21 protein-coding genes are annotated in these 26,463 nt (G+C 70.4%); 8 read left to right on the top strand and 13 right to left on the bottom strand.

All coding sequences use genetic code 11. The annotated features are described in order from the left end of the window. The first annotated feature begins 95 nt into the window (after positions 1–95). Positions 96–929, top strand: a complete 834-nt coding sequence (locus C4V41_RS10110) for an SAM-dependent methyltransferase (RefSeq protein ID WP_327536658.1) — start codon at positions 96–98, stop codon at positions 927–929. A 69-nt stretch (positions 930–998) separates the two neighbouring features. On the opposite strand, the gene C4V41_RS10105 is transcribed toward C4V41_RS10110, so the two are convergent. Then, entirely contained in the window at positions 999–1,817 is an 819-nt protein-coding gene (locus tag C4V41_RS10105) for a DUF4253 domain-containing protein (protein ID WP_103955482.1), read from the bottom strand. 100 nt (positions 1,818–1,917) lie between these two features. On the opposite strand from C4V41_RS10105, the gene C4V41_RS10100 reads away from it, so the two are divergent. Next, on the top strand, positions 1,918–2,496 hold the full coding sequence (locus C4V41_RS10100; RefSeq protein ID WP_103955481.1) for an HAD family hydrolase: 579 nt from the start codon (positions 1,918–1,920) through the stop codon (positions 2,494–2,496). A gap of 39 nt (positions 2,497–2,535) precedes the next feature. On the opposite strand, the gene C4V41_RS10095 is transcribed toward C4V41_RS10100, so the two are convergent. Further along, a complete protein-coding gene (locus C4V41_RS10095; RefSeq protein ID WP_235030018.1) occupies positions 2,536–3,189 on the bottom strand; it encodes a TenA family protein in 654 nt (217 codons plus the stop codon). Between the two features lie 141 nt (positions 3,190–3,330). Further along, complete coding sequence (locus C4V41_RS10090; RefSeq protein ID WP_160150230.1) at positions 3,331–4,380, bottom strand: TIGR03118 family protein; 1,050 nt, start codon at positions 4,378–4,380, stop codon at positions 3,331–3,333. Positions 4,381–4,608: 228 nt separating this feature from the next. On the opposite strand from C4V41_RS10090, the gene ppgK reads away from it, so the two are divergent. Next, positions 4,609–5,325, top strand: a complete 717-nt coding sequence (gene ppgK / locus C4V41_RS10085; protein ID WP_103955478.1) for a polyphosphate--glucose phosphotransferase — start codon at positions 4,609–4,611, stop codon at positions 5,323–5,325. A 94-nt stretch (positions 5,326–5,419) separates the two neighbouring features. Continuing rightward, positions 5,420–9,292, top strand: a complete 3,873-nt coding sequence (gene hrpA, locus C4V41_RS10080) for an ATP-dependent RNA helicase HrpA (RefSeq protein WP_103955477.1) — start codon at positions 5,420–5,422, stop codon at positions 9,290–9,292. 23 nt (positions 9,293–9,315) lie between these two features. On the opposite strand, the gene C4V41_RS10075 is transcribed toward hrpA, so the two are convergent. Beyond that, positions 9,316–11,319 carry a catalase gene (locus C4V41_RS10075; protein WP_103955476.1) on the bottom strand — a complete coding sequence of 668 codons (2,004 nt, stop codon included), beginning with the start codon at positions 11,317–11,319 and terminating at the stop codon, positions 9,316–9,318. 83 nt (positions 11,320–11,402) lie between these two features. Here C4V41_RS10075 and C4V41_RS10070 point away from each other — a divergent pair, with 83 nt between their 5' ends. Then, complete coding sequence (locus C4V41_RS10070; RefSeq protein WP_103955475.1) at positions 11,403–12,053, top strand: HAD family hydrolase; 651 nt, start codon at positions 11,403–11,405, stop codon at positions 12,051–12,053. Here C4V41_RS10070 and C4V41_RS10065 read toward each other — a convergent pair. From C4V41_RS10065 to C4V41_RS10040, 6 genes are all read right to left on the bottom strand, one after another. After that, a complete protein-coding gene (locus tag C4V41_RS10065) occupies positions 12,046–12,366 on the bottom strand; it encodes a hypothetical protein (RefSeq protein ID WP_103955474.1) in 321 nt (106 codons plus the stop codon). The genes C4V41_RS10070 and C4V41_RS10065 overlap by 8 nt on opposite strands. 89 nt (positions 12,367–12,455) lie before the next feature. Beyond that, positions 12,456–14,069: a gamma-glutamyltransferase family protein gene (locus C4V41_RS10060; protein WP_103955473.1), complete on the bottom strand. Its 1,614-nt coding sequence runs from the start codon at positions 14,067–14,069 to the stop codon at positions 12,456–12,458. Positions 14,070–14,103: 34 nt separating this feature from the next. Next, entirely contained in the window at positions 14,104–14,415 is a 312-nt protein-coding gene (locus C4V41_RS10055) for a MerR family transcriptional regulator (protein WP_103955472.1), read from the bottom strand. 49 nt (positions 14,416–14,464) lie between these two features. Then, entirely contained in the window at positions 14,465–14,896 is a 432-nt protein-coding gene (locus C4V41_RS10050) for an Hsp20/alpha crystallin family protein (RefSeq protein ID WP_103955471.1), read from the bottom strand. Positions 14,897–14,998: 102 nt separating this feature from the next. After that, positions 14,999–16,240, bottom strand: a complete 1,242-nt coding sequence (locus tag C4V41_RS10045) for an MFS transporter (RefSeq protein ID WP_200823857.1) — start codon at positions 16,238–16,240, stop codon at positions 14,999–15,001. Between the two features lie 102 nt (positions 16,241–16,342). Continuing rightward, a complete protein-coding gene (locus C4V41_RS10040) occupies positions 16,343–18,076 on the bottom strand; it encodes an ABC transporter ATP-binding protein (RefSeq protein WP_103955470.1) in 1,734 nt (577 codons plus the stop codon). A 70-nt stretch (positions 18,077–18,146) separates the two neighbouring features. Between C4V41_RS10040 and C4V41_RS10035 the strand changes: the two genes are divergently transcribed. Next, entirely contained in the window at positions 18,147–18,572 is a 426-nt protein-coding gene (locus tag C4V41_RS10035) for a MarR family winged helix-turn-helix transcriptional regulator (RefSeq protein WP_103955469.1), read from the top strand. Here the strand turns inward: C4V41_RS10035 and C4V41_RS10030 are convergent, their stop codons facing one another. Further along, complete coding sequence (locus C4V41_RS10030) at positions 18,573–19,589, bottom strand: amidohydrolase family protein (RefSeq protein WP_146103607.1); 1,017 nt, start codon at positions 19,587–19,589, stop codon at positions 18,573–18,575. A gap of 61 nt (positions 19,590–19,650) precedes the next feature. Continuing rightward, a complete protein-coding gene (locus C4V41_RS10025; RefSeq protein ID WP_103955467.1) occupies positions 19,651–20,808 on the bottom strand; it encodes a PucR family transcriptional regulator in 1,158 nt (385 codons plus the stop codon). A gap of 106 nt (positions 20,809–20,914) precedes the next feature. Between C4V41_RS10025 and C4V41_RS10020 the strand changes: the two genes are divergently transcribed. Together C4V41_RS10020 and C4V41_RS10015 are read left to right on the top strand one after the other, a co-directional pair. Then, positions 20,915–23,020: a M6 family metalloprotease domain-containing protein gene (locus tag C4V41_RS10020; protein ID WP_235030017.1), complete on the top strand. Its 2,106-nt coding sequence runs from the start codon at positions 20,915–20,917 to the stop codon at positions 23,018–23,020. A 69-nt stretch (positions 23,021–23,089) separates the two neighbouring features. Next, complete coding sequence (locus C4V41_RS10015) at positions 23,090–25,615, top strand: tetratricopeptide repeat protein (protein WP_103955466.1); 2,526 nt, start codon at positions 23,090–23,092, stop codon at positions 25,613–25,615. On the opposite strand, the gene C4V41_RS10010 is transcribed toward C4V41_RS10015, so the two are convergent. Beyond that, on the bottom strand, positions 25,608–26,363 hold the full coding sequence (locus C4V41_RS10010) for a hypothetical protein (RefSeq protein ID WP_146103606.1): 756 nt from the start codon (positions 26,361–26,363) through the stop codon (positions 25,608–25,610). The genes C4V41_RS10015 and C4V41_RS10010 overlap by 8 nt on opposite strands. Positions 26,364–26,463 lie beyond the last annotated feature (100 nt).

Genomic DNA, 26,463 nt, shown 5'->3' with positions numbered 1-26,463 from the left:
CCTGAGGCGAGGATCATATGTTGTGGGTCATCGAGTGGGGTCCGAAAGGACAGCTTTTCCCGAGATAGTGGGCGAGGGGAAAGGGGCAACACTCAATGCGTCAGCGTGCCATCCGAAACTTGGCGAAGCTGGACATGACCCAAGCAAGGATCACCCGGATTCTCGACGCCGCCGCGGGTGGAAAGAACAATTTCGTGGCGGACCGGGAGGTCGTGCGTCGCTATGACCAGGCCGCCCCCATCACGACGACGGCCGCTCGGGCCGTGCTCCAATATTTATGCCGTGTGGTCCGTCATCTGGCGACCGAGGGAGTGGACCAGTTCGTGATCGTCGGGAGTGGTGTCCCGAGCGGTCTACCTGCTGGAAGACAGTTGCATGACATCGCCGCGGGCGCTCTGGGCGCCTCGGTGCCGCGTGTGGTCTACGTGGAGAACGACCCGATGGTGCTGGCCGGCGCCAGGGCGACCATCGAGCCCGTCACCGACCTCGTACGCGTCGTAGAGGGCGACGTACGCGAGATCGACGACATCCTCGACGGACGGGTCCTGCAGACGTTCCTCGACTGGGACCGGCCCATGGCCGTGCTGCTGCTGGCGACCCACAGCCTGAACGACGACGAGTACTTCCACTACGTGATCAAGCGCATCCGGCAGGTGGTCCCTGAGCGGAGCTACCTGTCGCTGCTGCAGACCACGTTCGACGCCATTCCGCCGGAACTGCTGCCCGCCATTCACGATCTGCTGGCGATGACGCTGCCCGGCCACGCGATTCGCACCCGGGAGGAGGTTGAGGCGTTGCTCGATGGCCTGGTGCTGGTGGAGCCGGGGCTGGTGTGGGTTCCGGACTGGCGGCCGAACGGCCAGGACAGCGCCTGTGTTGACGAACCCAGCGCGTCGGGGAACTACGGCGCCGTGGCCCGGATTCCCTGACACCGCCTGACGCACCGAGGGTTCGGCCGGCCGACCGGCCGGGCCCCTGTGCGGCACCGCCGTATCGGCTCAGTCCCACCAGAAGGACCAGGAGTGCCGGCCGATGATGTGGTCGGCGTACCCCTGGAGATCACCGGGCCCCTGGACCACGTTGTCCGGGCAGAACGCCCAGTGCTCGGCCGCCACGTGTAACGCGTGCTCAGGGTCGACGGGCGGCCCGGCCACGCTCAGCTCCAGCGTGTTGAAGCCGATGCTCACCACGCGGGCGCCGAACCGGTCCTCCCAGCTGCGCACCACGGCCGCCATCGGCACCATCCACTCGTTGTGGTGCAGCGCACCCTGCCAGCCCATCACCGCCAGCGCGTCCGCGCTCCTGGCCGCGGCGACCAGGCCGAGCAGCATCCCCCTGGGAGCCAGCTCGCCCGCCAGCCAGTCGGCCACCGCCCCCGGCGTGGCCTTGAGCGTGCCGGGCGCCGCCGGGCCCGGGCAGATCGCGCCGTACGGCTCCAGCTCCTCCAGCGCCTCCCGTGGCATCTGCGCCACCCACTCCTGCCACACCTCGGCCATGAACCCCTCGGCGGTGAAGTGGTGGATCTGACGGGGATCGTCGGGCACGACCTGCCCGACCGCCCAGGGCTGCGCCGACTCGTCCAGCAGGATCGGCCACAGGCCGCTGTCCGGGTGCCACTCGCGCAGCCGCGCCCAGTCGGCGCCGGTCACCGCCTCGTCGCTCATCCAGAACGCCGGCCGTGACGCCTCACCCTGCCCGGTGTAGCCGGGGTCCGGCCAGACCACGTCGCCGGGCGGCAGCCTGGCGGGCAGCCGCCGTCCCCTGCCGCCGTCGGCGAACAGCTGGCACAGCTCGCGTGGCAGCCGGTGATCGCTCATGCCCTACCGTTCCGATGCCGAATCCTGTCTCGGAGATGGTAGTGCCGCCGGTCGCCTCAGCACCTGTGACGGGCCCGCGTAAGAGGCACAATGGTCGACTGTGATCCCTTTTGACGCGGTTCTGTGTGACCTTGACGGCGTGCTGCGCCACTTCGACCACGCCGCCCAGGCCGACATCGAGGCCCGTTACGGCCTGCCGCTGATGGAGACGGCCTTCGACCCCGAGCTGATCATGCCCGCGACCCTCGGCCAGGTCAGCGAGGCCCAGTGGGTGGAGTCGATCATCGCGGCGCTGGGCGGGGACGAGCGCGTCCGCCAGGCCATGGCGGAGTTCGTGACCATCCGCTTCTGGGTCGACGAGGAGGTCAGGACGCTGCTGGCCAGGGCACAGGCGCAGGTGCCCGTGATCCTCGTGACCAACGCCATGGACACGCTGGAGGAGCACCTCGACCTGCTGGGGCTCACCTACTTCGCCGACGACGTGGTCAGCAGCGCACGGGTCGGCGTGGCCAAGCCGGACCGGCGGATCTACGAGATCGCGGCGGAGCGCGCCGGGGCCGCGCCCGAGCGCTGCCTGTTCGTCGACGACCGGCTGCAGAACGTGGAAGCCGCCAGATCGCTCGGAATGACCGGCGTCCACTATCGGTCATTCCAGGACCTGGCGGCCGTCCTCGGTTAACTCGTGCGGTTAGCTCGTGCAGTCAGCTCGGTGCGGTGCTCATCGCCGCTTCCCCACGGCCATGTCGAAGAACGCCCGTTCGAGCTCCACCGCCCGCCGGAACACCCCCAGCACCTCCTGCCGGCGCTCCTCATCGAGGCCAGAGCCCAGGCGGTCGAGCTCGCCGCGCAGGAAACCCACCCAGGCGCGGAACTCCGCGCCCTCGTGCAGCTCGATCCACTCCCGGTGCACGAAGCTCTCCGGGAGCGGCTCCGTGGCCCGCTCGGCCCAGCCGAGATAGCACCATTCGGCCACACAGAGCACGGCGGCGATCAGCGGATAGTCCTGTGCCGCGCGTACCTCGTCCATGAGGCCCTTGAACGCCGCCGTGACCGGCTCCAGCTCCACCTCGGTCCGCCCGCCCAGCTCGGCCAGCGCCCGGTGGAAGTACGTCTTCTCCTCGGTGGTCGCCACCTGCCCGAGGAACTTGCCGTACGGCACCCGCGCCTCGAAGGTGTCCGCACTCGCCACGGCCGCCCCGAGCAGGGCCGTGAAGGAGTCCACGAACTGGAAGTCCTGCTCAAGGTAGCGCCGCATGTCGTCGTCGGCCGCCACCCCCTGGTTGATCGCCATGGCGAACGGATGGGTCACCACGGACGTCCACTCGGGTTCGCACTGCCGCCTGAGCCACTCGCTGAAGGATCGCTCGTTCACGGCCACGACTGTAAACCCCAAGGTTGTTTCCGGCGCGGCTCGCGCCAGCCGCGCCGGAAACGTCGTGTGACCGCCGCCCCCACCTTTCATCGGCGAGCTGCGCTTCTCGCCAAGCCGGGGGCGGCGGCGTCCGAGCGCCTGTCAGTACCCGCCGTAGGGATTCTGGGAGGATGGCGAGGTGGTGGCAGGGCTCGACCGGTGGCCCGAGTGCGTCGGGCTGGCAGAGGGGCTGGCCGACGGGCTGGCGGACGACCCGTTGGAGCTCACCTTCGTGCCTTGTGGAGCGATGACGCCGATGAGGCCGTGCTTGGTGCCGTCGATGCCGGCGGAGAACCACAGGGAGCTCTCGCCGCCGGTGGCGGCGGTGCCCGGCTCCAGGTCCCACAGGCCGGGCAGCTTGATCGCGCGGCCGTCCGACGCCCGCAGGGAGCCCAGGTGCCGGCCGTTCCGATAGGCGTGTACGGTCCCGTCGCCGAAGTTGCCGACCAGCAGCGCGCCCTCGTACTGTCCCCAGCCCTTGGGTGCGGCGGTCAGGCCCCAGGGGGCGTTGAGCCCGGTCCTGGCGATCCGGCCGGTGAGACGGCCACTGGCGTTGAAGCGGCTGACGAAGCCCTTGCCGTTGCCGAAGACGGGCTTGCCGGTGTCCGGGTCGCGCAGGGCGTACGACACCCAGATGTTGTCGTTGGCCACCGCCACGTTGTAGGCGTGATAGCCGTCGGGCAGCGCCCGGTCCTGGAACTGCCCGCGTCGCAGGGAGATGCGCTCGAAATCCTCGTCGAAGGCGTGGATGCGCCCGCTGGCGAAGTCGGCGGCCAGCAGGAAAGCCTCGTCGTCCTCGGTCTCGACCAGCTCCAAACCCTTGTAGTCGGCGCCGCGGGTGAAAGCCGCGATGATCGCGTTGGCCGGGTCGACCTCCGCGTTCCAGCCGGTGATGGCGCCGCTGGGGCTGGAGAAGATGAAGGTGGCGGGCTTGCCCTTCACGGTGAAGCCCTCGCCGGGGTTGAACACCTGCCCCGTCGGGGCGCCGCCTGGAATGGCGACCTCGGTCTTCTCCTTCTTACCGGTGCCGGAATATACGGTGGCGCTGCCGGTGCCGGTGTTCGAGACCCACAGAGTCTTGCCCATGGCCAGGCCCCACGGGTTGACGACCTTGGGGTCGGTGACAGGGGCTTTGCCACTGACATCCGACACAAGGTTGATGACGTCGAAACGAGTCCTGGTGGTGGCGTGTGCGGGAGTGGTGAGAGTCGCTCCCAAAACGACCGCAACAGCGCAGAGTGTGATGATGCGTGGCCGCATCCGGTGCCTCCTAGTTAGCGCTTGTGACGCGAGATACGCGGAGGGCGTGGAGCGGGTTCAGTCGGGCCCGGAATTATCGTGGCGTGAGTTTTTCGTCACTGACAGGGGAGAGGGAAAACCATGAACGTATTGGGCATCGACATCGGCGGCTCGGGCATCAAAGGCGCACCGGTCGACACGAAGGCCGGAGAACTGGTCGAAGAGCGCCTGCGCATTCCCACACCCGAGCCGTCGGGACCCGATGAGGTGGCCGCGGTGGTGGCCGAGATCGTCAAGCATTTCCACTGGAACGGTCCTGTCGGCGTCACCTTTCCCGGGGTCGTCATGGACGGGGTCATCAGGTCGGCCGCCAACGTGGCGCACTCCTGGGTCGGTGTGGACGCGGCCGCCCTGTTCGGCGGGGCGACCGTGCTCAACGACGCCGACGCGGCCGGCCTCGCCGAGATGACCTTCGGGCGCGGTAAAGGTGAGCGGGGGACGGTGCTGGTGCTCACCTTCGGCACCGGGATCGGCAGCGCGCTGTTCACCGACGAGGTCCTGGTCCGCAACACCGAGCTGGGCCACCTGGAGCTCCGGGGCAAGGACGCCGAGCACCGGGCCTCGGCAAGGGTCCGCGAGGAGCACGACCTGACGTGGGAGAAGTGGGCCGAGCGGGTCGAGGAATATCTGCGGCACGTCGAGATGCTGTTCTCACCGTCACTGATCATCATCGGCGGGGGTGCGAGCAAGAAGGCCGACAAGTTCCTGCCCCACGTCGACATCGCCACCCCCGTGGTGCCGGCCGCCCTCCAGAACGAGGCGGGCATCATCGGCGCCGCTCACGCCGCGCATCCGTAGGCGCACCCGATATTGGGATGCGCGGAGGCCACGCGGTCAGGCACGATGGGCCGTTGGCTCCGAGGCCGCGGGGCTCAAATATCCTGAAAGCAGTATGGGAACGCCTTCGTTGTCCTCTCCACTCGCCGAGCTCCAGTCTCGCCTGCCCGATCTCATGCCGCGCGACCAGCGGCGGTTGCGGCGCAGGCTCGATGGCATGCGCCGGGTGCGCTCCCGGGATGCCCGCGACAAGATCGTCTCGGAGATCCTCGCCGACGTGGAGCGAGCCGAGCAACGCCTGACACGGCGCCGAGACGCCGTACCAGAGGTGAGATATCCGGAAAACCTGCCGGTCTCCCAGCGCAAGGACGACATCCTCGCGGCCATCCGCGACCACCAGGTCGTCATCATCGCGGGCGAGACCGGCTCCGGCAAGACCACCCAGATCCCCAAGATCTGCCTGGAGCTGGGCCGCGGCGTCCGCGGGCTGATCGGCCACACCCAGCCCCGCCGCATCGCCGCCCGCACGGTCGCCGAGCGCATCGCCGAGGAACTCGGCACCGAGCTCGGCCAGGTGGTCGGCTACAAGGTCCGCTTCACCGACCAGGCGAGCGACCGCACCCTGGTCAAGCTGATGACCGACGGCATCCTGCTGGCCGAGCTGCAGAACGACCGGATGCTCGACCAGTACGACACGCTGATCATCGACGAGGCCCACGAACGCAGCCTCAACATCGACTTCATCCTCGGCTACGTCAAACAGCTTTTGCCGAAACGCCCCGACCTCAAGGTCATCATCACCAGCGCCACGATCGACCCCGAGCGATTCTCGCGCCACTTCGACGACGCGCCGATCATCGAGGTCTCCGGCCGCACCTACCCCGTCGAGGTGCGCTACCGGCCGCTCGACGAGGACGACGACCAGACGCAGGGCATCGTGGACGCCTGCCGGGAGCTGATCACCGAGGGGCAGGGCGACGTCCTGGTCTTCCTGTCGGGCGAGCGGGAGATCCGCGACGCCGCCGACGCGCTGGCCAAGGCCGAGTTCCGCAACACCGAGATCCTGCCGCTCTACGCCCGGCTGAGCGCCGCCGAGCAGCACCGCGTCTTCCAGCGCCACACCGGCCGCCGCATCGTGCTGGCCACCAACGTCGCCGAGACCTCGCTCACCGTTCCCGGCATCAAATACGTCGTCGACCCCGGCTTCGCCCGCATCTCCCGCTACAGCCACCGCACCAAGGTGCAGCGCCTGCCCATCGAGCCCATCTCGCAGGCCAGCGCCAACCAGCGCAAGGGCCGCTCCGGGCGCACGTCAGACGGCATCTGCATCCGGCTCTACGAGGAGGAAGACTTCCTCAGCAGGCCGGAGTTCACCGACCCCGAGATCCTGCGCACCAACCTGGCCTCCGTCATCCTGCAGATGACCTCGATCGGGCTCGGCGACATCGAGGCGTTCCCGTTCGTCGAGCCGCCGGACCGCCGCCAGGTCAAGGACGGCGTCAACCTGCTTCACGAGCTGGGCGCGTTCGACGCCCAGGGCAACCTCACCGGCGTCGGCCGCAAGCTCGCGGCCCTGCCCGTCGACCCGCGGCTCGGCCGGATGGTCCTGGAGGCCGAGAAGAACGGCTGCCTGCGCGAGGTCATGGTGATCGCCGCCGCCCTGTCCATCCAGGACCCGCGCGAGCGGCCCTCCGAGAAGCAGCAACTGGCCGACGAGAAACACCGCCGCTTCGCCGACCCCGAGTCCGACTTCCTGGCCTACCTCAACCTGTGGAACTACCTGCGCGACAAGCAGAAAGAGCTGTCCTCCAGCGCGTTCCGGCGGCTGTGCAAGGCCGAGTTCCTCAACTACCTGCGCGTCCGCGAATGGCAGGACATCTACAGCCAGGTCCGCCAGTCGCTCGGCGCCCAGCCCAACAGCCAGGCGGCGGAGCCCTACCACGTGCACGTGTCGCTGCTCGTCGGCCTGCTGTCGCACATCGGCGTCAAGGACGTCATGGACAAGCAGCGCGGCCAGGATGGCCGGCGGCCCATCCAGGAATATCTCGGCGCCCGCAACGCCCGCTTCGCCATCTTCCCCGGCTCGGCGCTGGCCAAGAAGCAGCCGCAGTGGGTCATGTCGGCCGAACTCGTCGAGACCTCCCGCCTGTGGGCCCGGGTCAACGCCAAGATCGAGCCCGACTGGGTCGAGCCGCTCGCTCAACACCTGGTCAAACGCACCTACTCCGAGCCGCACTGGGAGAAGAACCAGGGCGCGGTGATCGCCCTGGAGAAGGTCACCCTCTACGGCGTGCCGCTGGTCGTCGGTCGCAAGGTCAACTACGGCCGCATCGATCCCGACCTGTCGCGTGAGCTGTTCATCCGGCACGCGCTGGTCGAGGGCGACTGGGACACCCACCACCGCTTCCTGAAGGACAACCGGCGGCTGCTCGAGGAGGTCGAGGAGCTGGAAAACCGTGCCCGCCGCCGCGACATCATGGTGGACGACGAGGCGCTCTACGACTTCTACGACCAGCGGGTCCCCGCCGACGTGGTCTCGGCCCGCCACTTCGACTCCTGGTGGAAGAAGATCAGGCAGGAGCAGCCGGAGCTGCTCACGTTCTCGCCGGAGATGCTGGTCAACGAGGGTGCCGACGTCAGCACCCACGACTACCCCGACACCTGGAAACAGCTCGGCCAGCGGATGAAGCTGACCTACCAGTTCGAGCCCGGGGCCGACGCCGACGGCGTCACCGTGCACGTGCCGCTGCAGGTGCTCAACCAGGTCAGCTCCGACGGCTTCGACTGGCAGATCCCCGGGCTGCGCGAGGAGCTCATCACCGCGCTGATCCGGTCGCTGCCCAAACACCTGCGCCGCAACTTCGTGCCCGCCCCCAACTACGCCAAGCAGGTGCTCGCCGGGGTCGAGCAGGGCGGGGAGCCGCTGCTGGCGGCCGTGGAGCGCGAGCTGCTGCGGCTGACCGGCGTACGCGTGCCGCACGACGCCTGGCAGCTCGACCTGGTGCCCGAGCACCTGCGGATCACCTACCGGGTGATCGACGAGCGCCGGCGCACGGTGGCCGAGGACAAGGACCTCGACGCCCTCAAACGCCGCCTCGCGCCGCGCCTGCGCCAGACGCTCTCCCAGGCCGGCGACGACCTGGAGCAGACCGGACTGCACACCTGGAGCTTCGGCCGCCTGCCCAAGGTGTTCGAGCAGGGGCGCATGAAGGGCTATCCGGCGCTGGTGGACGCCGGCGACTCGGTCTCGATCAAGATCTTCGAGACGGAGGCCGAGCAGCGCCGCTCCCACTGGCCCGGCGTACGCCGCCTGCTCCTGCTCAACGTCACCAACCCCGCCAAGTCCCTGCTCGGCGGCCTGTCCAACCAGGCCAAGCTGGCCCTGTCACGCAGCCCGCACGGCGGGGCGGTGGCCCTGTTCGACGACGTGGTCAACGCGGCCGTCGACCAGCTCATGTCCGACGCCGGGGGCGCCGCCTGGGATCCTGTCGGCTTCGACCGCCTCTACCAGCACGTGCGCGCCCACCTCTACGACACGGCCAAGGACGTGCTGGCGCGGGTGGAGCAGATCCTCAGCGTCTGGCACGAGGCCGGCGCCCGGCTGGACGCCCTGCGGGCCAACGCGTCGACGGAGGACGTCAGGGAGCAGCTCGCCAGGCTCGTGTACGCGGGCTTCGTGACGGCCACGGGCCATCGCCGGCTGCCCGACATCCTGCGCTACCTCAGGGCCATCGACCGCCGCCTGGCCAAGCTCCCGGAGGAGCCGTGGCGCGACCAGGAGTGGATGGACAAGGTGCACAAGGTCGAGGACGACTATCACGACGTGCTGGAGAAACTGCATCCGGCTCGGCGGGGGGATCCGGACGTGGTGGAGATCCGGTGGATGATCGAGGAGCTCCGGGTGAGCTTCTTCGCCCAGACCCTCGGCACCCCGACCCCGGTATCGGAGAAGCGGATCGCGAAGGCACTGGAGAAGCTCACACCATGAAGATCGGCTAACCGCATGCGGAGTCACGCGGGCACGCCGGACACATCCCGTTCGTAGAAGCGGTGCCCCGCCACCGCCTCGATGAAGGGCCCGGTGATGTCGTCGCCGGCGATCACGCCGACGTCGTCCGGCAACCCGGCGGCCTCCACGAGCCGCCGCCCCGAGCCGACCGCCCCGATGGCCTTGCCGTGTTTGAACGCCTCCAGGATGAAGAAGCGCGCCGGGCCCGCGGACGACAGGGCCGCGCCGTCGGCGGCCACCACGGCGTCGTAGAGAACCGAGCTGGCCGCGCTGAGCTGACGGTCCACCGGCATACCCCCGACCTCGCCCTCCTGCGGCGCCACGATCTCGCAGATCGCCCCCTGCCCCTCCAGCGCCCGGCGCAGGGTGGTGACGGCGGTGGCGTCGGTGCCGTCGCCCATGAGGAAAGCGATCTTGCGGGTGGCGACACCGGGCGGCTGGCCGGTCATGCTGAGCGCCGGAGAGGTGTTCGTGTGGACCGGGCCGCCGCCGGGCGCGGGCAGGCCCAGGCCCGCCGCCACCTCCGCCCCCAGGTCCGGGTGGATCTTGCCGAGATGGGTGAGCACGCCCTGCTTGATGTGCCCCCGCTCCACGTGCCCCAGCTCGAACAGGAACGCCGCCACGATGTGCCGCTTCTCCCAGCCCGCCATGCTGTTCCAGAACAGGGTGGCCTGGCTGTAGTGGTCGGCGAAGCTGGGGCTGCGGGTACGGATCTTGGCGCCTTCCACCTTCTCCTGGTAGTGCCGGTAGCCGTCCCTGACCTGCGGGCGGCTGTCGCTGATGCTGTTGGGGGAGTAGCTGGTGCGCGACTCGTGGATCTGGTGCTGGTGGAAGCCGTCGCGCTGGTCGTTGCGCACCTCGTTGATGGGCCGGTTGATCGGGATCTGGGTGAAGTTGGGCCCGCCCAGGCGCAAAAGCTGGGTGTCGAGGTAGGAGAAGTTCCTGGCCTGCAGCATCGGGTCGTTGGAGAAGTCGATGCCGGGCACGACGTTGGCGGTGTGGAAGGCCACCTGCTCGGTCTCGGCGAAGAAGTTCTGCGGGTTGCGGTTGAGGGTCATCTTGCCGATGGGACGCAGCGGCACCAGCTCCTCGGGGATGATCTTCGTGGCGTCCAGCAGGTCGAAGTCGAAGTCGTGCTCGCGCGACTCGGGCACGAGCTGCACGCACAGCTCGTACTCGGGGCCGGCCCCCCGCTCGATCGACTCCCACAGGTCGCGGCGGTTGAAGTCGGGGTCGTTGCCCTGGATGCGCAGCACCTCGTCCCACACCAGCGAGTACGTCCCCAGCACCGGCCGCCAGTGCCACTTGACGAACGTCCCCTGCCCCGAGGCGTTCACCAGCCGGAACGTGTGCACCCCGAACCCCTGCATCATCCGGTAGCTGCGCGGGATCGCCCGGTCGGACATCAGCCACATGACCATGTGCAGCGACTCGGGCTGGAGCTGGACGAAGTCCCAGAACGTGTCGTGCGCCGACTGCCCCTGCGGGATCTCGTTGTGCGGCTCCGGCTTGACCGCGTGCACGAAGTCGGGGAACTTGACGCCGTCCTGGATGAAGAAGACGGGGAAGTTGTTGCCGACGATGTCGAAGTTCCCCTGCGTGGTGTAGAACTTCGTGGCGAACCCGCGCACGTCCCGTACGGTGTCGGCCGAGCCGCGCGAGCCCTGCACGGTGGAGAAGCGCACGAAGGTCGGCGTCTTCACCGAGGTGTCGTTCAGGAACGCGGCCGAGGTCAGGTCGCCGAGCGGCTCGTACAGCTCGAAGATCCCGTACGCGCCCGAGCCCCTGGCGTGCACCACCCGCTCGGGGATGCGTTCGTGGTCGAAGCGCGTCATCTTCTCGCGGAAGTGGAAGTCCTCCATGAGCGTGGGCCCGCGGGTGCCCGCCTTGAGCGAGTTGTCGGTGTCGTCGACCGTAACGCCCTGATCCGTGGTCATACCGTGGTCGTCCACGGGGACGCGGTACTCGTCGAGCCGGCGGTCCTTCGCGTCGCGCTCTGATTGCATGAAAAAATCCCCCTTGAAGGTGTCCGTCCGGTTCTCGGCCGTGGCGGATGTGGTGAGGCGAGGCTGTTCGAGCTGGGGGATTCATGATCAAGGCCGTGGTGTTCGACGTCGGCGAGACGCTCATCGACGAGACGCGCATCTGGTCGCGCTGGGCCGACCGGCTCGGCGTGAGCGTCTTCGTGCTGATGGGCGCGCTCGGCGGCATGGCGGCGCTGGACCGCCCGCACGGCGACGCCTTCCGTCTCGTCCGGCCCGATTTCGACCTGGGCGCGGAGGAGGCGGCCTGGGAGCGCGACGACCCCGGCGGCATGCGCAACCGCTTCGACGCCGATGACCTCTACCCGGACGTACGGGAGGCGCTGGCCGCCCTGCGCGCCGCCGGCTACCAGGTGATCATCGCGGGCAACCAGCCGAGGCGGGCCTACGACGCGCTGGTCGCGATGGACCTGCCGGCCGACTCGGTGCACACCTCCGAGGGGTGGGACGTGGCCAAGCCGGACCCCGGGTTCTTCGCCAAGGTCGCGGCGGTCGCGGGGCGTGAGCCGGCCGAGATCCTGTACGTGGGCGACCGGCTCGACAACGACGTGCTCCCGGCGGGGCGGGCGGGCATGCGTACCGCGCTGCTGCGCCGCGGCCCGTGGGGCTACCTGCACGCCGAGCGCCCGCAAGCGGAGGCCGCCGACGTGATCGTCGACGACCTGCACGCTCTTCTTCCCGCCCTGCGGCTTATGTGAGGTTCTCATCGGGGTCGATGCGGACCGCGCGCTCCTCCGCGGAGAGGTCGTCGCGCGTCGCGTATCCCACCCCGATCTCCTCGTCGTCCACGTCGGGCTCCAGCCCCTCGTCCGGCTGGGTCAGCTGGTGCTTGGGGCGGGGCGCGTGCAGCTTCTCGGGCGCCTCGCGCCGGAGCCGCTCGTCCAGGGAGTCGTGGTGCGCCGGGTCGTCAGGAACGACTTCGTGACGGAAACCGAGGTCGTCGGTCCACTCCTCGACCTCGATCTCCTGCTCGTCGCTGTAGCCGTATCGGTCCGGAGGCTGTTCGGTCATACGCGGTCCCCTACCCAGGGATCGGACCGAAATCCTAGGACTTGGCCTCCCCTGGGGCGCGCACCAACGCTTCCTTGTCCAAATGGGCCTCAGCGGCCGATCGCCGCGCCGATGAGGGAACGCGGGTCCGCCGCCCCGGCCAGCATTCCGTCGGCGCGTACGTCGATCAGGTGCGCGTGCCCGAACGACCCCCCGTACGGCAGCGCCGCCACCCTGTGCCCGAGCGCCGCCAGGCCGTTGGACCAGGTCGAGCCCTCCTCCAGGTCGATGACCGCGTCGTCGGGGGCGTCCCAGGTGTCGAACCCGGTGCCGCCGGTGCCCAGCCGCCAGCGCGGCGCGGCGATCGCCTGCCCCGGCTCCTCGCCGTGGCGCAGCAGCCTGGTGATGACCTGCAGCAGGATCTGGGGCTGCGCGTCGCCGCCCATCGTGCCCACCACCGACCGCAGCGTGCCGTCGGGGCGGGTGATCAGCGCGGGCGTCAGCGTGTGGGGCGGGCGGCGGCCTGGGGCGTATTCGGCGGGATGGCCGGGCTTGAGGGAGAAGCCGATGCCGCGGTTGTGGAGGTTGATCCCGGTACGCGGTTCGAACACCATCCCCCCGAACCCCGACGCGTTCGACTGGATGAGCGACACGCCCATGCCGTCACCGTCCACCGCGCACAGGTACGTCGTGTCGCCCCCCTCGGCCCGCCCCCGCAGCCGCAGCCGGGAACGCGGGTCGATGAGCGCCCGCCGCCGCGCGATCTCGGCGGGGTCGAGCAGGTCCTTGGCGCCTTCGTGCAGCACGTCGAGGCGGTCGTGCCCGGCCACTCTGGCGGCCTCGGCCAGCAGATGGGACCAGGCGGAGTGCTGCGGCGAGCCGGGCAGCCGCAGCCCGTCGGCGATGGCGAGCGACATCAGCAGCAGGTAGCCCTGCGAGTTGGGCGGCATCGTCCAGACGTCGTGGCCGAAGGCGCGCACCTTGAGCGGCTCCGCCCAGTCGGCACCGGGGGCGGCCAGGTCGGCCTCGGTGTACTCGCCGGCGCCCAGCTCGATCAGGCCCTGGCCGAACTCGCCCAGATAGAAGCCGTTCCTGCCGTCGGCGGCCACGGCCTGGAGCGCGCGGGCCACGCCGGGCCTGGTCACGCGGTCGCCCGCGGCGCGTACCCGGGCGAAGTCGCCGCCACCCGGGCGCCGGGCGGCGGTCATCGCGCCCGCGAGCATCAGCGGCGAGGCGGGGAAGCCGTCGCGGGCCAGCCGGATCGCGGGCGCGAGCAGGTCGGCCATGGGCAGGCGGCCGTGGCGGGCGTGCAGCGCGGCCCAGCCGTCCACGCAGCCGGGCACCGTCGCGGACCTGACGTCGTGCAGGTGCGGCATGCGGGTGTGGCCCTCGGCCCGCAGGCGGTCGGCGTCGGCACCGGAGCCCGCCCGGCCGGAGGCGTTCAGCGCCGTCACCCCGCCGTCGTGGCCGCCATCGTGGCCGCCATCGTGGCCGCCGCTGTGCCCGCCGCCGTACCCGCTGTTGTGCCCGCCGTCGTGAACGAGGGCGAACAGGTCGCCGCCCAGGCCGCACATGTGCGGGGCGACGACGGCGAGCACGGCGTTGGTGGCGATGGCCGCGTCGGCGGCCGACCCGCCCCGGTCGAGCATCGTCAGCCCGGCGGCGGAGGCCAGGTGGTCGACGCTGCACACCATTCCGGACGGCGCGTATCTGGTGTTGTGCACGTCAACGAGGGTACGCGCCCGTGTCCCGCGGCGGTCACCCGAGCGCGCGGATCCGCGCGCGGGCCCTTTCGAGCTCCTGGCGCAGAATGGCCACCTCTCGTTCGAGTTCGAGGATGCGGCGGATCGCGATGAGCGTCATGCCCTCCTCCGTCATCCGCGTGACGTGCTGGACCACGATCACGTCGCGGCGGGAGTAACGCCGCTGGCCGCCGCTCGACCGGCTCGGCCTGATGACGTCGTGCTGGTCGAGCCGGCGCAGAAAGGCGTGCTGGACCTGCAGCATCTCGGCCACCTGCCCCAGGGAGTAGAGAGGCGCGTACTCGTCGTCGAAGGGCAGGTCGGGCATGCGTGATCTCCTTGTGGTCCGGGGGCGGTCGCCCGCCCCGGACCGCGTGTCAGGCCTTGATGGCCTTGCTCTCGCTGCGCTGGATGGCCACCTTGCGCGGCTTGGCTCGCTCCAGCACCGGGATGCGGACGGTGAGGACGCCGTTGGCGTAGCCCGCGTCGATCTTGTCCGCGTCGAGGTGCTCCGACAGGTAGACCCGCCGCGTGAACGTGCCCATCGGGCGCTCGCGCACGAACAGCCGCTCGTTCTCCGCGATCTCCTGCTCGCGCCCCGCGCTCACGCTGAGGACGCCGCGATCGACCGTCACCTCGATGGACTCGGGGTCGATGCCGGGGAGGTCGAATCGGAGGAGCACGTCGTCGTCACGGCGCAGACCGTCCATCGGCATCACGGCGGAGCCGCTGTCGAGGGTCTGGCGGGTGAGGCGGTTGAACTGGCGCTCGAACTCCTGGAAGAACGGGTCGATGGAGGTCAACAGCATTTTCCCATCTCCTTGTTGGGCGTTCGGTGGAAGCTAACCTCTAACTTCAGTTGTAGGTTAGCTGCACTCGCCCATGCATGCAAGAGGGCAGGGGCCACCAGGTCAGGCGTTCTCCAGGCGGGGCCTGAGCCTGATCGTCCGGTCCGGCAGCCGGGTCAGCGCCACGGCCGCGAGCAGCGCGGCCGCCACGCACGCCACGCCGCCCACCTCCAGCGCCACACGCGGCCCCAGCGTGTCGCTGAGCCGGCCGAGCAGCGGCCCGCCGAGCGCGCCGGACCCGGCGCTGACGATGGACAGGGCCGCGATGACCCGCCCGCGCATCTCCTCGGGGCTGTCGAGCTGCGCCCGGGCCGAGACGGTGGTGTCGAGGGCCACCGCGCCGGCCGCGATCGGCGGCATCAGGGCGGCGAACGTCCACAGCGACGGCATCAGCCCGCTCAGCGCCTGCGCCACCCCGGTCACGAACACCATGACCAGCAGCAGCCGGATCGTCAGGTGCGACCGGGTGGCGGCCAGGAAGCCGCCCAGCACGGTGCCGACGGCGAAGACCGTGGACAGCAGGCCGTACCCGCCGGCGCCCGCCTCCAGGGGGCCGGCGCTCATGGCGGCCATGGTGACCTGGTAGTTGCGCCCGAGGCTGCCCGACACGAACCACAGCGCCAGCACGATGAGCAGCCAGGGGGTGCGCAGGACGTACCGCAGGCCGTCGAGGACGGCGCCGGGCTGCCGCTCGGAGGCGGCGAGGACGTGGAACTCCTCCCGCCGCATGGCCGCCACCGCCGCGATGACCACGAAGAAGCTGACGGCGTTGATGACGAAGAGGCCGCCGTTGCCGGTGAACGGCAGCATGACGCCCGCCAGGCTCATGCCGAGGATGCGACCGGCGGAGTTGAGGATCGAGCCGAGCGCCATCGCGTTCGGCAGGTCGTCGGGCGGCACCACCTCGGAGCCGAAACGGCCGAGCGCGGGCCCGCCCAGCGCGGTGACCACCCCGCCGGCCAGCGCCACGCCGTAGATGGGCAGCACCGACTGCACGCCCGTCAGAGCGATGACCGCGAGCACGGCGGCGAGCAGGGCCTGCGCGACCTGCGCGGCGATCACGACGGGCCGGCTCGGGAGCCGGTCGGCCAGCGCGCCGCCCCACATGCCCAGCAGCAGCGTGGGCAGCGCCTGCATGACGAGACTCAGCCCGACGCTGGCCGCCGAGCCCGTCAGGGTGAGGATGAGCCAGTTGACGCCCAGCACCTGCATCCACGTGCCGGTCACGGAGACGATGTCGGCTCCCGCCCAGAGCCGGTAATTGTGGTGACGCAGGGCTCTGAACGTGGCGGAGGAGAAAGACAAAACCGATCCTTGCCTGGGGAATGCACCGGGGGAACAACACGCTCCTCCGGAGCCCCGATTCCGGTCTGGCCGGAATGTGAGGCAAGACACGTTTGAAATGCGTTAGGCCACTTCAGCGGGCTGGTCGCGGCTCACCAGCGCCGCGTAGGGGCCGCCCGTGGCGATCAGCTCGTCGTGGGTGCCGCGCTCGACGATGCGCCCGTGGTCGAGGACCACGATCTGGTCGGCGTCGCGGACGGTGGACAGCCGGTGGGCGATCGTGATCGTGGTGCGCCCCCGCGCCAGCGTGTCGAGCGCCTCCTGCACGGCCCGCTCGGTCTGCGTGTCCAGGGAACTGGTGGCCTCGTCGAGGATCAGGATCGGCGGGTCGCGCAGCAGTGTGCGGGCGATGGCCAGGCGCTGCTTCTCGCCCCCGGAGAACCGGTAGCCGCGCTCGCCGACCATCGTGTCGTAGCCGTCGGGCAGCGAGGAGATGTGGTCGTGGATGCGCGCCGCCCGCGCCGCCTCCGCCAGCTCCTCGTCCGTGGCCGAGGGCCGGGCGAAGCGCAGGTTGTCGGCGATCGAGGCGTGGAACAGGTAGGTCTCCTGCGACACCACCCCCACCGCCTCGCTCAGCGTCTCGAAGGTCAGCTCGCGCACGTCCACCCCGTCGATCGTGACCCGCCCGCCGGTGACGTCGTAGAGGCGGGGCAGCAGGTAGCTGAGCGTGGTCTTGCCCGAGCCGGTCTCGCCGACGATGGCCAGGCTGGTGCCGGCGGGCACGGTGAGGTCGACACCGGTGAGCGTGGGGGCGTCGCCGTAGGAGAAATCGACGTCGTCGAAGCGCACCTCGCCGCGTACGCCCGCCAGCTCGCGCGTGCCGGGATGAATGTCCACCGGCAGGTCCAGATACTCGAAGATGCGCCCGAACAGCGCCAGCGACACCTGCACCTCGACCCCGAGCCGCAGCAGCGAGACCGCCGGACGGAACAGGCTCACCTGCAGCGTCGTGAACGCCACCAGCGTGCCCACCGAGATCGCGCCCGTGTGGCCGACCGCCCAGTAGATCATCGCGGGCATCGCGGCCATGACGAACTGGATGACCGACTGCCGCCAGCGCCCGGCCATGTTCGTCTGGACGCCCAGCTCGGCCAGCTCGTCGGAGGCCTTGCCGAAGCGCCGGGTCAGCTCGGGGGAGCGGCCCATCGTGCGGCCCAGCAGGATGCCGCTGATCGACAGCGACTCCTGCACCATCGAGGCAAGGGTGGCCAGCTTGCGCTGCCGGTCGGCGGTGATGCGCTTGCGCTCCGTACCGACCCGGCGGCTGAGCCACACGAACACCGGCAGCAGCACGAGCGAGACCAGCGTCAGCCGCCAGTCGAGCGCGAGCATGGCGACGATCGTGGCGATCACGGTGGTCAGGTTGGAGACGATGGAGGCGGCGGTCGTGGTGACGACGGACTGCATGCCGCCGATGTCGTTGGCGATGCGCGACTGCACCTCGCCGGTCTTGGTCCTGGTGAAGAAGGCGAGCGACATGCGCTGCAGGTGGCCGTAGACGGCCAGGCGCAGGTCGTGCATCACCCGCTGGCCCACGGTGGTGGAGACCAGCGTCTGCAGGACGTCGAACACGGTGGTGACGATCGCCACCGCGATCATGCCCAGGGCCAGCAGCGTCAGCAGCCCGGCGTCCCTCGCCGGGATGGCCACGTCGAGCACCTCGCGCAGCAGGAACGGCGAGGCCAGGCCCACCAGCGAGGACAGCAGGATGAGCGAGCCCACCACGGTCAGGCGGCCACGGTAGGCGGTGAAGAGCTTGATGATGCGCCCAAGCGGCGCGCGTGGTTCTTCCTCCAAGTGGCGCTCCTTTCAGATGTCCACTCAAACAGAGGTTAGCTCATAATTAATCCGGCTAAACTTCACAAGTATGGGAGAAACGGAGCTCGCCGAGCTGATGCACCTGGTCGGCAGGCGGCTGCGGCACGGATTCGTCCGGCGGCTGGTGCCGCTCGGGCTCAACCCCGGTCAGGTGCGGGCCCTGCGCGCGCTGGCCGAGGCCGGGCGGCCGCTGCGGATGGTGCGGCTGGCCGACGAGCTGCGGATCGTGCCGCGCTCGCTCACGCCGGTCGTGGACGCGCTGGAGGAGGCGGGGCTGGTGCGCCGGGAGGTCGATCCGGCCAGCCGCCGCTCGACGCTGGTCGTGCTCACGCCCGAGGGCCGCGATCGGTACGAGGGGGCGCGCGACGCCCGCAGGCAGGCCGGTGAGGAGTTGTTCGCGGTGCTGTCGGGGGAGCAGCGCGAGCAGCTCAGGGAGTTGCTGAGCCTGGTGGACGAAGGGGCCGAAGGGGGATGATCACGGGGTGACGACGCCGCCGACGATCGTGCCGAGGCAGGGGGGCTGGGCCAGCAGGGCGGCGTACGGGTAGCGCCCGCGGGCGTCGAACACGGCGAAGTCGGCGCGCGCGCCGGGGGCCAGCGACCCGATCCGGCCCTTGCCCCGGTGCATGCCGAGCGCCATGGCCCCGCCCAGCGTGGCCGCCTCGACCAGCCGCCGGTCGAGCCCCCGAGGGCGCAGGCCCAGCTCACGAGCATGCCGCCGCACGCCCGCCGCCAGCCCGAGCGGGCCATCCGAGGTGCCGCCGCGGGTGCCGAAGGCCACGATGTTGCCCTCGTCCAGCAGGGCCAGCGCGTCACCGGCGGGCCCGGGCGGGCAGAGGGCGACCACGGTCTTGCGCAGCCTGAGCAGCTTGCGCTCCCCGGGGTCCAGCGGCCGGGCGCACGCCACGTGGCACAGCGACCCCAGCACCCCGGCCTCGTCCAGCGCCGCGGGGGAGTGCCGGGCCAGGTCGGCCAGCAGTCGCAGCCCGAACGTCCTGGCCAGCACGGCCACCTCTTCCAGCACCTGGGCGTCCCGGGGGTGCGCCGCGATGCCCACCGCGCACGGCCGGTCGACCTCGCGGATCGCCGTGATGACCGCGTCCCGCTCGCTGTCCTCCCACTCCTCCTCGCTCGCGCTGGACACCTCGACGTACGAGATGCCGGGAAAAGTGGTGGGATCGGCTGGATCGCACACCACGCTCGCCCGCGCGGTCACCCCGGGAACGCGCGGAGAGGCGGCGCAGGCGTCGACCATCCCGGCCACGATCATCCCGGGCCACCGCAGCTCCTCGGCGCCGGGATGGGACGAGCGCAACTCGGCCCGCGAGGCCACCTTCAGCACCCGGTCGCCCTTGACCGCCACCGCCCCGTCGCGCAGGGGATCGGCGCAGATGGGCAGCACGATCGGCGCGGAATGGAGCACGACGGGCCGGACGGCGGACGCGGACGCGCGCCGGCCCACGGCCGTGTCGGCGCGCTTCGCAGACGGCATCGTCACTCCCGTCGGATCTTCCCCTCAGGTGATTAAACGTGACGCGGGGACAAGGACGCAATCAGGACGAACCATGCGAATCTCTAGGTAAGTACCGCCCGGACAACCGGGCGAGCTTGAGGCTGAGATGCAGGGCGAGCCGCTCGCCGCCGTCCTTCAGATCGGTCCGCGCCAGCTCCTCGACCCGCTGCAGCCGGTAGTACAGCGACGTCCTGTGCAGCCGCAGCGCCCGCGAGGTGGCGACCGCGCTGCCCGCCAGGTCCAGGTACGTCTCCAGCGTCTCCAGCAGCGGCAGATACTGCGCGTCCGCGAGCAGCCCCTCCAGCCCGGGATGCAACTCCTGGTCGGGCATGTGGGTGAGCATCCGGTAGACGCCCAGCCGCGCCCACTCCGCCGTCCGCCCGAGCCCCGGCACCCGCGCGGTCACCTCGGCGGCGTGCCTGGCCTCCCGGTACGACCCCGCCGCCTCCGCCAGCGCCGGCCGGCTGCGCCCGATCCCGACCACCACCGGCACCGGCATGACCGCGTGCAGCTCGTCGGCCGAGACCGCCGGCCCGGCGGTGAGCAGCACGGCGTGGTCGTAGCGGACCAGGTGCAGCGGATGGTGCCCGCTCAGCCGCCGCCGTAGCGTCAGCAGCCCCTGTTCGAGTGCCAGCCTGAGCGCGTCGTCCGGCTCGGCGGTGCGCGGCCTGGCCACCTGTACGGTCACCGGCCGCGCCTGCGGGAACGCCCCCGCCTCGATGAGCTGCCTGGCCGCGTCCGGCTCACCCTGCAGCAGCCCGTTGACCGCCTCCAGCTCCCGGTGCGAGGCCAGCCCGCTGGCCAGGCTCTCGTGGAACAAGGCCAGCCCAAGAGCCGGGGCGGCGGCCGCGGCCTCGTCGATCTGGGCGGCGGACATGGGCGGGTCGGCGTCGATGAACCACAGGAAGCCGAGCAGGCCGTCGGCATGCCGCACCGGGAGGCAGACGCGCGGCAGCAGCCCCAGGTGCGGCGCGCCCTCAATGCGCAGGGGACCGGTGGCCTCGTGGATGCCGGCCGCCCGCAGCCACTGCCGCACCTCGGGGGCGGTGTGCCGGCGCAGGATGGAGTCGCGGCGGATGTCGTCCATGGCGCCGCTCTGCTCGCTGTAGGCGACCACGCGCTGCACGCGGTCTTCGAGCAGCAGGGGGCGGCCGAGACGGGCGGCGAGCTCGTCCACGATCCGCTGAAGATCCGCCACAGCCACACCTTTACATGGATTTTTCAACAAATGTCGGAAGCATTGCTACATGTCTTCCCTACAACTGCTCGGTGATCTCCGTCAATAACGTCTATACCGTCAATCCGTGACAGTCCCGAAGAAGCTGCTGAAGGGTTTGCTGGCGGCCCTCGTGCTGATCCCGGTGAGCCTCATGGCGACCCCCGCTTCCGCAGCACCCCCCGCAGACCCCGAGTACCCATGGCGGCAGAACCACTGGCCGCAAACGCAGCCCTGGCAACGCGACGCACCCCCCGACGGCCAGGCCCTGCGCAGCCGCCCTCCCGGCGGCATTCAGCCCATAGACCCGCAGAACTGGGAGAATCCCGACCACATGACGTGGGCGGACTACAAGAAGCCGCCCGGCACCCAGTGGAACGACCCCGCCGTGAAGGGGTCGAAGCGCACCTTCAAGGGCGCGCTCGTGCTGCTCGACTATCCCAACCAGGCGTTCGTGGTGACCCAGCCCAAGGGCTCGACGATCTACGCGAACCCGAGCGCCGAGGCCCACGACGTCCCGCGTGACCAGGTGGCGAAGTTCTACCAGGACTTCCTCAACACCCCGAACGACCTCAACAAGGGTCACACCATCCACGAATACTGGATGGAGGACTCCGGCGGCCGGTACGGCGTCGACCTGACGGGCTTCGGCCCGTACACGATGCCGGGCAAGGACCACGAGTACGCCATGGAGCCGAACTTCAACGGCACCGAGGCCTGCCCCGCCGGCGACTCGTGCGACAAGGACCTGCGCGCCGACGGCAACGCCGCCTGGCTGGCCGCCGTCGGCCCCGAGGTGGCCGCGCAGTTCGACTTCGTCTTCTACCTCAGCGCCGGCCAGGACGAGTCGTCCACCTGGCAGGAGTTCGGGATGATGAAATTTCCGACCAAGGAGGACGTGACGGACGAGTGGGGCCCGCCGGACCCCGCGCTGCCCAACTGGATCGAGACCCGCTACGTCGAGTGGTCCTCGTGGCAGGCCGGCTCCAACTTCTGGCCCAACGCCCGCTTCGGCGTCGACTCGGTGCAGGCCGAGAGCTCCGGCATGGCGGTCTACGCCCACGAGCTGAGCCACATCATGGGCATCGCCGACAACTACAACAACCCGTACAGCGTGCCGGCGCGCCGGGCGTACACCGGCATCTGGGAGATGCTCAGCCGCGGCAGCTTCAACGGCCCCGGCGGACCGCACTCCCGATGGCTGATCCCGCCCACCAGCGGCGCGTCCATGGGCGCCCAGCACATGCTCCGCAACAAGATCAAGCTGGAGATGGTGGACGAGCAGAACGTCCTGCGCCTGTCGCGTGAGGCGCTCGACGAGTCCGGCCTGGTCACGGCCAAGGTCGTGGCCCGCTCGGTGCAACCGGGCAAGAACGAGCTGGCCGGCGTCAACATCGCCTTCGACGGCCCCGACAAGAGCTCGTGCCAGGCCGCCGACCCGCTCTGCGACCGCGGCGGCTACCAGAACTACACGGTCGAGGTCGTGGACCGTATGGGCACCGACTCCTTCACCCCGGACGCCGGCGTGCTGCTGGCCAAGACCAAGAACGAGGACCGCGCCCCGTTCGAGTGGGTGATCGACGCCAACCCGCAGGACATCGGCATGACCGACTACGTGATGCCCGACGGGACGCAGGTGCCGATCACGGTCGGCGACTACCGCCAGCTCTCCGACGCCCTCTTCCACGCCGGCACCGACTCCGGCAGCGAGTACGAGTACGTCGACGAGGCCAACCGCCTGCACTTCTACATCACCGACGTGCACCGCAACCGCAAGGGCGAGCTGTCCTACACGGTCGCGATCCGCTCGCTCGACGGCGCGGGCGCGCAGAAGCGCGGCGTCAAGCTGCTCGGCACGGCCGGCCTCCCCACCGGCAAGAACCTGTCCACCTGCAAGTTCCCGCTGTTCAACACCGGCAAGGCGGCCCCGGCGCAGGGGCAGCACCCGGAGGACGTCAGCGCCTACCTCAACTCCGACCTCTACCGGCTCAAGGCCGAGGTCCAGGGCAAGGGCTGGACCGCCCAGCTCCCGAACGCGCTGTCCTCGGTCGCGTTCGGCAAGCAGTCGCTCGTCAGCGTCAACGCCGTGCGCGGCGCCGGCGCCGACCGTCTGGCCAGGGTCAAGCTCACCGCGACGTCGGAGAGCGATCCCAGCAAGACGGTGACCGCCACCTGTCACGTGATCGGCCTTTAGGTGAACGATGGGGTACGGCTGGCGCAAGCCGTACCCCATCGGCTTGAATCACCCCCAAGGGGGTAATCGTTGACAGGGGACCTGCCGGAGAAGCCGCGACGCAGACGAATCCCGTGGGCCGCGCCGGTCTCGGCGGGGCTGGCGGCCGCCGCCGCGAGCGTGCTGGCCGCCTCCGTGGACTGGGAGATCCCGCCCGCCGCCAAGATCGGCGTGACGATGGCCGCGGCCGTCCTCGTCGGCCTGACCACCTGGGCCACCACCAGTGAGGCGCGCCGCCCCAAGCGCCAGGCCCGATTAGAGGCGGGCTCGCTCGCCCCGGACCAGTGGCCGCCCGTCCCCGAGCACTTCACCGGGCGCGCCGAGGCCCTCGCCGAGCTGCGCGAGGTCTTCACCGCCCGCCGGAAGGCCTCCGACCTCGCGCCGCCGCTGGTGGTCTCCGTGTACGGCCGCGGCGGCGTCGGCAAGTCGGCGCTGATGACCAGGTTCGGCCAGGAGGTGGCCGCCTGGTTCCCCGACGGCCGCCTCTACGCCGACCTGCGCGGCGGCGTGGACGCCCCGGTACGGCCCGACGAGGTGCTGATCGGCTTCCTGCGCGCGCTGGACGTGCGCCTGACCACCGACCCCGGCGGCCTGGAGGAGCTGCGCAAGCTCTGGCTCACCTGGACCAAGGGCCGCAAGATCCTCATCGGCCTGGACAACGCCCACGACGCCGACCAGGTGAAATCACTGATCCCGGCCGAGCCGGGCTGCGCGGTGCTGGTCACCTCGCGCGCGCCCCTGTTCCTGAACGGCACGCACGACACCAGGCTCGGCGTGTTCAGCGAGGCGCACGGCGTCGAACTCCTGGCCCGGCTGGCCGGGGGCGCCCGGGTGGTCGATGACCTGGAGGCGACCAGGGAGGTGGTCCGGCTCTGCGATCACCTGCCGCTGGCGATCAACATCTGCGGCGGCCGGCTCGCCACCCGCGAGCAGTGGACCATGCGCGAGATGGCCGGGCGGCTGGCCGACACTCGGCGCATGCTGAACCAGCTTGAGCTGGCCCCGACGGTCGACAAGAGCGTGCGGGCCTCCGTACAGCTCAGCTACGACGACTGCACCGGCATGCAGCGCCGCCTGCTGCGCCTGCTCAGCGCGCTGACCGCGCCCGACGTGCCGGGCTGGGTGGCCGGGGAGCTGCTCGACATCTCCGGGCTCGACGGCGCCGACCAGCTCGAAGCGCTCATCGACGTCCAGCTCGCCGAGTGCTCGGGCACCGACCAGACCGGCGCGATGCGCTACCGGCTGCACGACCTGGTCAGGGTGTTCGCCGCCGAGCTGACCGACCAGGACGAGGAGGAGCGGCGCACGGCCGCGATCGAGCGCGTGCTGCACGGCTACCGCCGCCGCGCCGAGGAGGCCGCCCAGAACCGCTGGCCGCAGGACTGGAGCAGGGGCGGGCGCCGCTCCAGCGCCGAAGGGCAGCACAAGGCCGGCGACTGGCTCAACGCCGAGCGGCTCTCGCTGCTCGCCATGATCCACCTGGCCCACCAGCTCCGGCTCTGGGAGCTGACCTGGGGGCTGGCCAGGGCGTTCTGCTCGCTGTGTCACTCGCTGCGGGCGTACTGGTCCGACTGGTCGGCCGTCGCCGAGCTCGGCTGCGAGGCCGCGGAGAAGACCGGCGACCGGCGGTCCCTGGCCATCGCGCTGCTCGACGCCTCCGCCGTCCACGGCGGCCTGGGGCTGCGGGAGCGCGGGCTGGCGGAGGCGGAGCGGGCCCTGGAGATCTTCACCGAGCTGGGCGAGTCATGGTGGGCCGCCCGGGCGATGCGCACGATCGGGATGACGCTGTTCAGCGACGGCCACCTGGACCGGGCCCAGGACTTCCTCATCGGCGGCATCACCGCGTTCAAGGGCGAGGACGACCTGTGGTGGATGGCCCGCACCCAGCGCAACCTGGCCGAGATGCGCATGGCCGAGCGGCGGCCCGAGGAGGCCAGGGAGCTGCTCGAAGACGCCCTGGAGATCTTCAAGCGGGAGGGCAACCGCTACTCCGAGGCCCAGACCCTGCGCGTCTACGGGGAGGTGCTGGCGGCCCAGGCGCGGGGCGAGCACCGGGCCGGTGACCACCGGCAGGCCGCCAACCTGTTCACCAGGGCCGGGTTCAGCCTCGACCGGGCCTCGGAGATGTTCAAGCAGCGCGGGGAGCTGTGGGAGGAGGCCCGCTGCCTGCGGGCGGCCGGCGAGGTCGGCGACCCGGCGAACGGGCTGCGCGAGCTGGACTACGTCCGGCGGGCCGAGGAGATCCTGGTGGCGCTGGGTGATTCGTGGGGGGTGGCCCGGAACGCGGTGTCGGCCGGGCGGGCGCTGGCCAGGCTGGAACGGATCGAGGAGTCCGAGCGGGAGCTGCGGCGGGCGGTGTCGGGCTTCGAAGAGCTGGAGGACCGCTGGTGGATGGCCCGCAGCCTGCGCTACCTCGGTGAGGCCCACCTGGAGGCGGGCGGGAGCGGGGCCGCCGTCGGGCCGCTGGAGCAGGCGAGGGACATCTACCGCAGCCTGGGTAACGAGGCCGGCATGCAAAGGACGCTGGAGCTGCTCAGGCGGGCCGCCCTCATGTGAGAGGAGACCGCAGCAGCTCGCCGGCCGCCTGCCGGGCCTGCATGATGCTCTCCTCGAACAACTTGCGCACGTGCGCCGCCTGGTCGGCCAGCTCCCTGATGCGCTCGTGGGCCAGCTCGTCGCGTACGGTCTCGGCGATGAGCTGCTGGTATTCGGGGGTCCTGGCGGCCAGCGTCTCCAGCCGGCGGTGGGCGTGGTAGACCTTGTCCGCCTTGAGCACCTGCTTGGCGTACTTCTCCAGGTGGCGCACCCGCTGCGACAGCGAGGTCCAGGCCGCGTCCAGCGCGCTGGTGTAGGGCTTGAACGCGTCCTCCATGCCCGGCGGCAGCTCGCGCGGGATGATCTTGCCGTGCTCGGCGTGCATGACCGACAACCGGCGCAGCCGCTGGCCGATCTGCCAGATCTCCTCCGGCAGCGACACCTGGTTCTCGATGCTGTCGATCAACCCCGCCTTGTGGACCCGGGAGTTCATGATCGCCTCGACGGCGTTCTGCGCGCGGCGCAGCAGCATCTGGCAGGGATAGTCCAGGTCCTCCGGCAGCAGGTAGTGGTTGGCGTGCGCCTGCGCCAGCCGAAGTCTTCGTCTGACCGTGCGATATGTGCTGTCCAGCGCCATCCAGCGGATCAGGACGATCAACCCGACGCCCATGCTCGCGACGAACAGGCCTTCCACGTCGGCCACCAAGAAGACCAGGATCAGGAAGAGGGGCAGCGCGAACAGCATGGCGGGGTTACGTGTGGTGTCCATACGCGCGCCCATTCGGGCCTGGCGGAGCAGATGGGGGCTCGAACGCAGTTCGACCGAGACTTCCTGGGGCAGCGCTGGATCGATCACCAGCCGTGGAGGC

This window comes from Nonomuraea solani (assembly GCF_900108335.1).
In the GTDB taxonomy this organism is placed as follows: Bacteria; Actinomycetota; Actinomycetes; order Streptosporangiales; family Streptosporangiaceae; genus Nonomuraea; species Nonomuraea solani.
The sequence above is the reverse complement of the archived record's forward strand: the minus strand, read 5'-3'. Positions and strand labels throughout refer to the sequence as shown.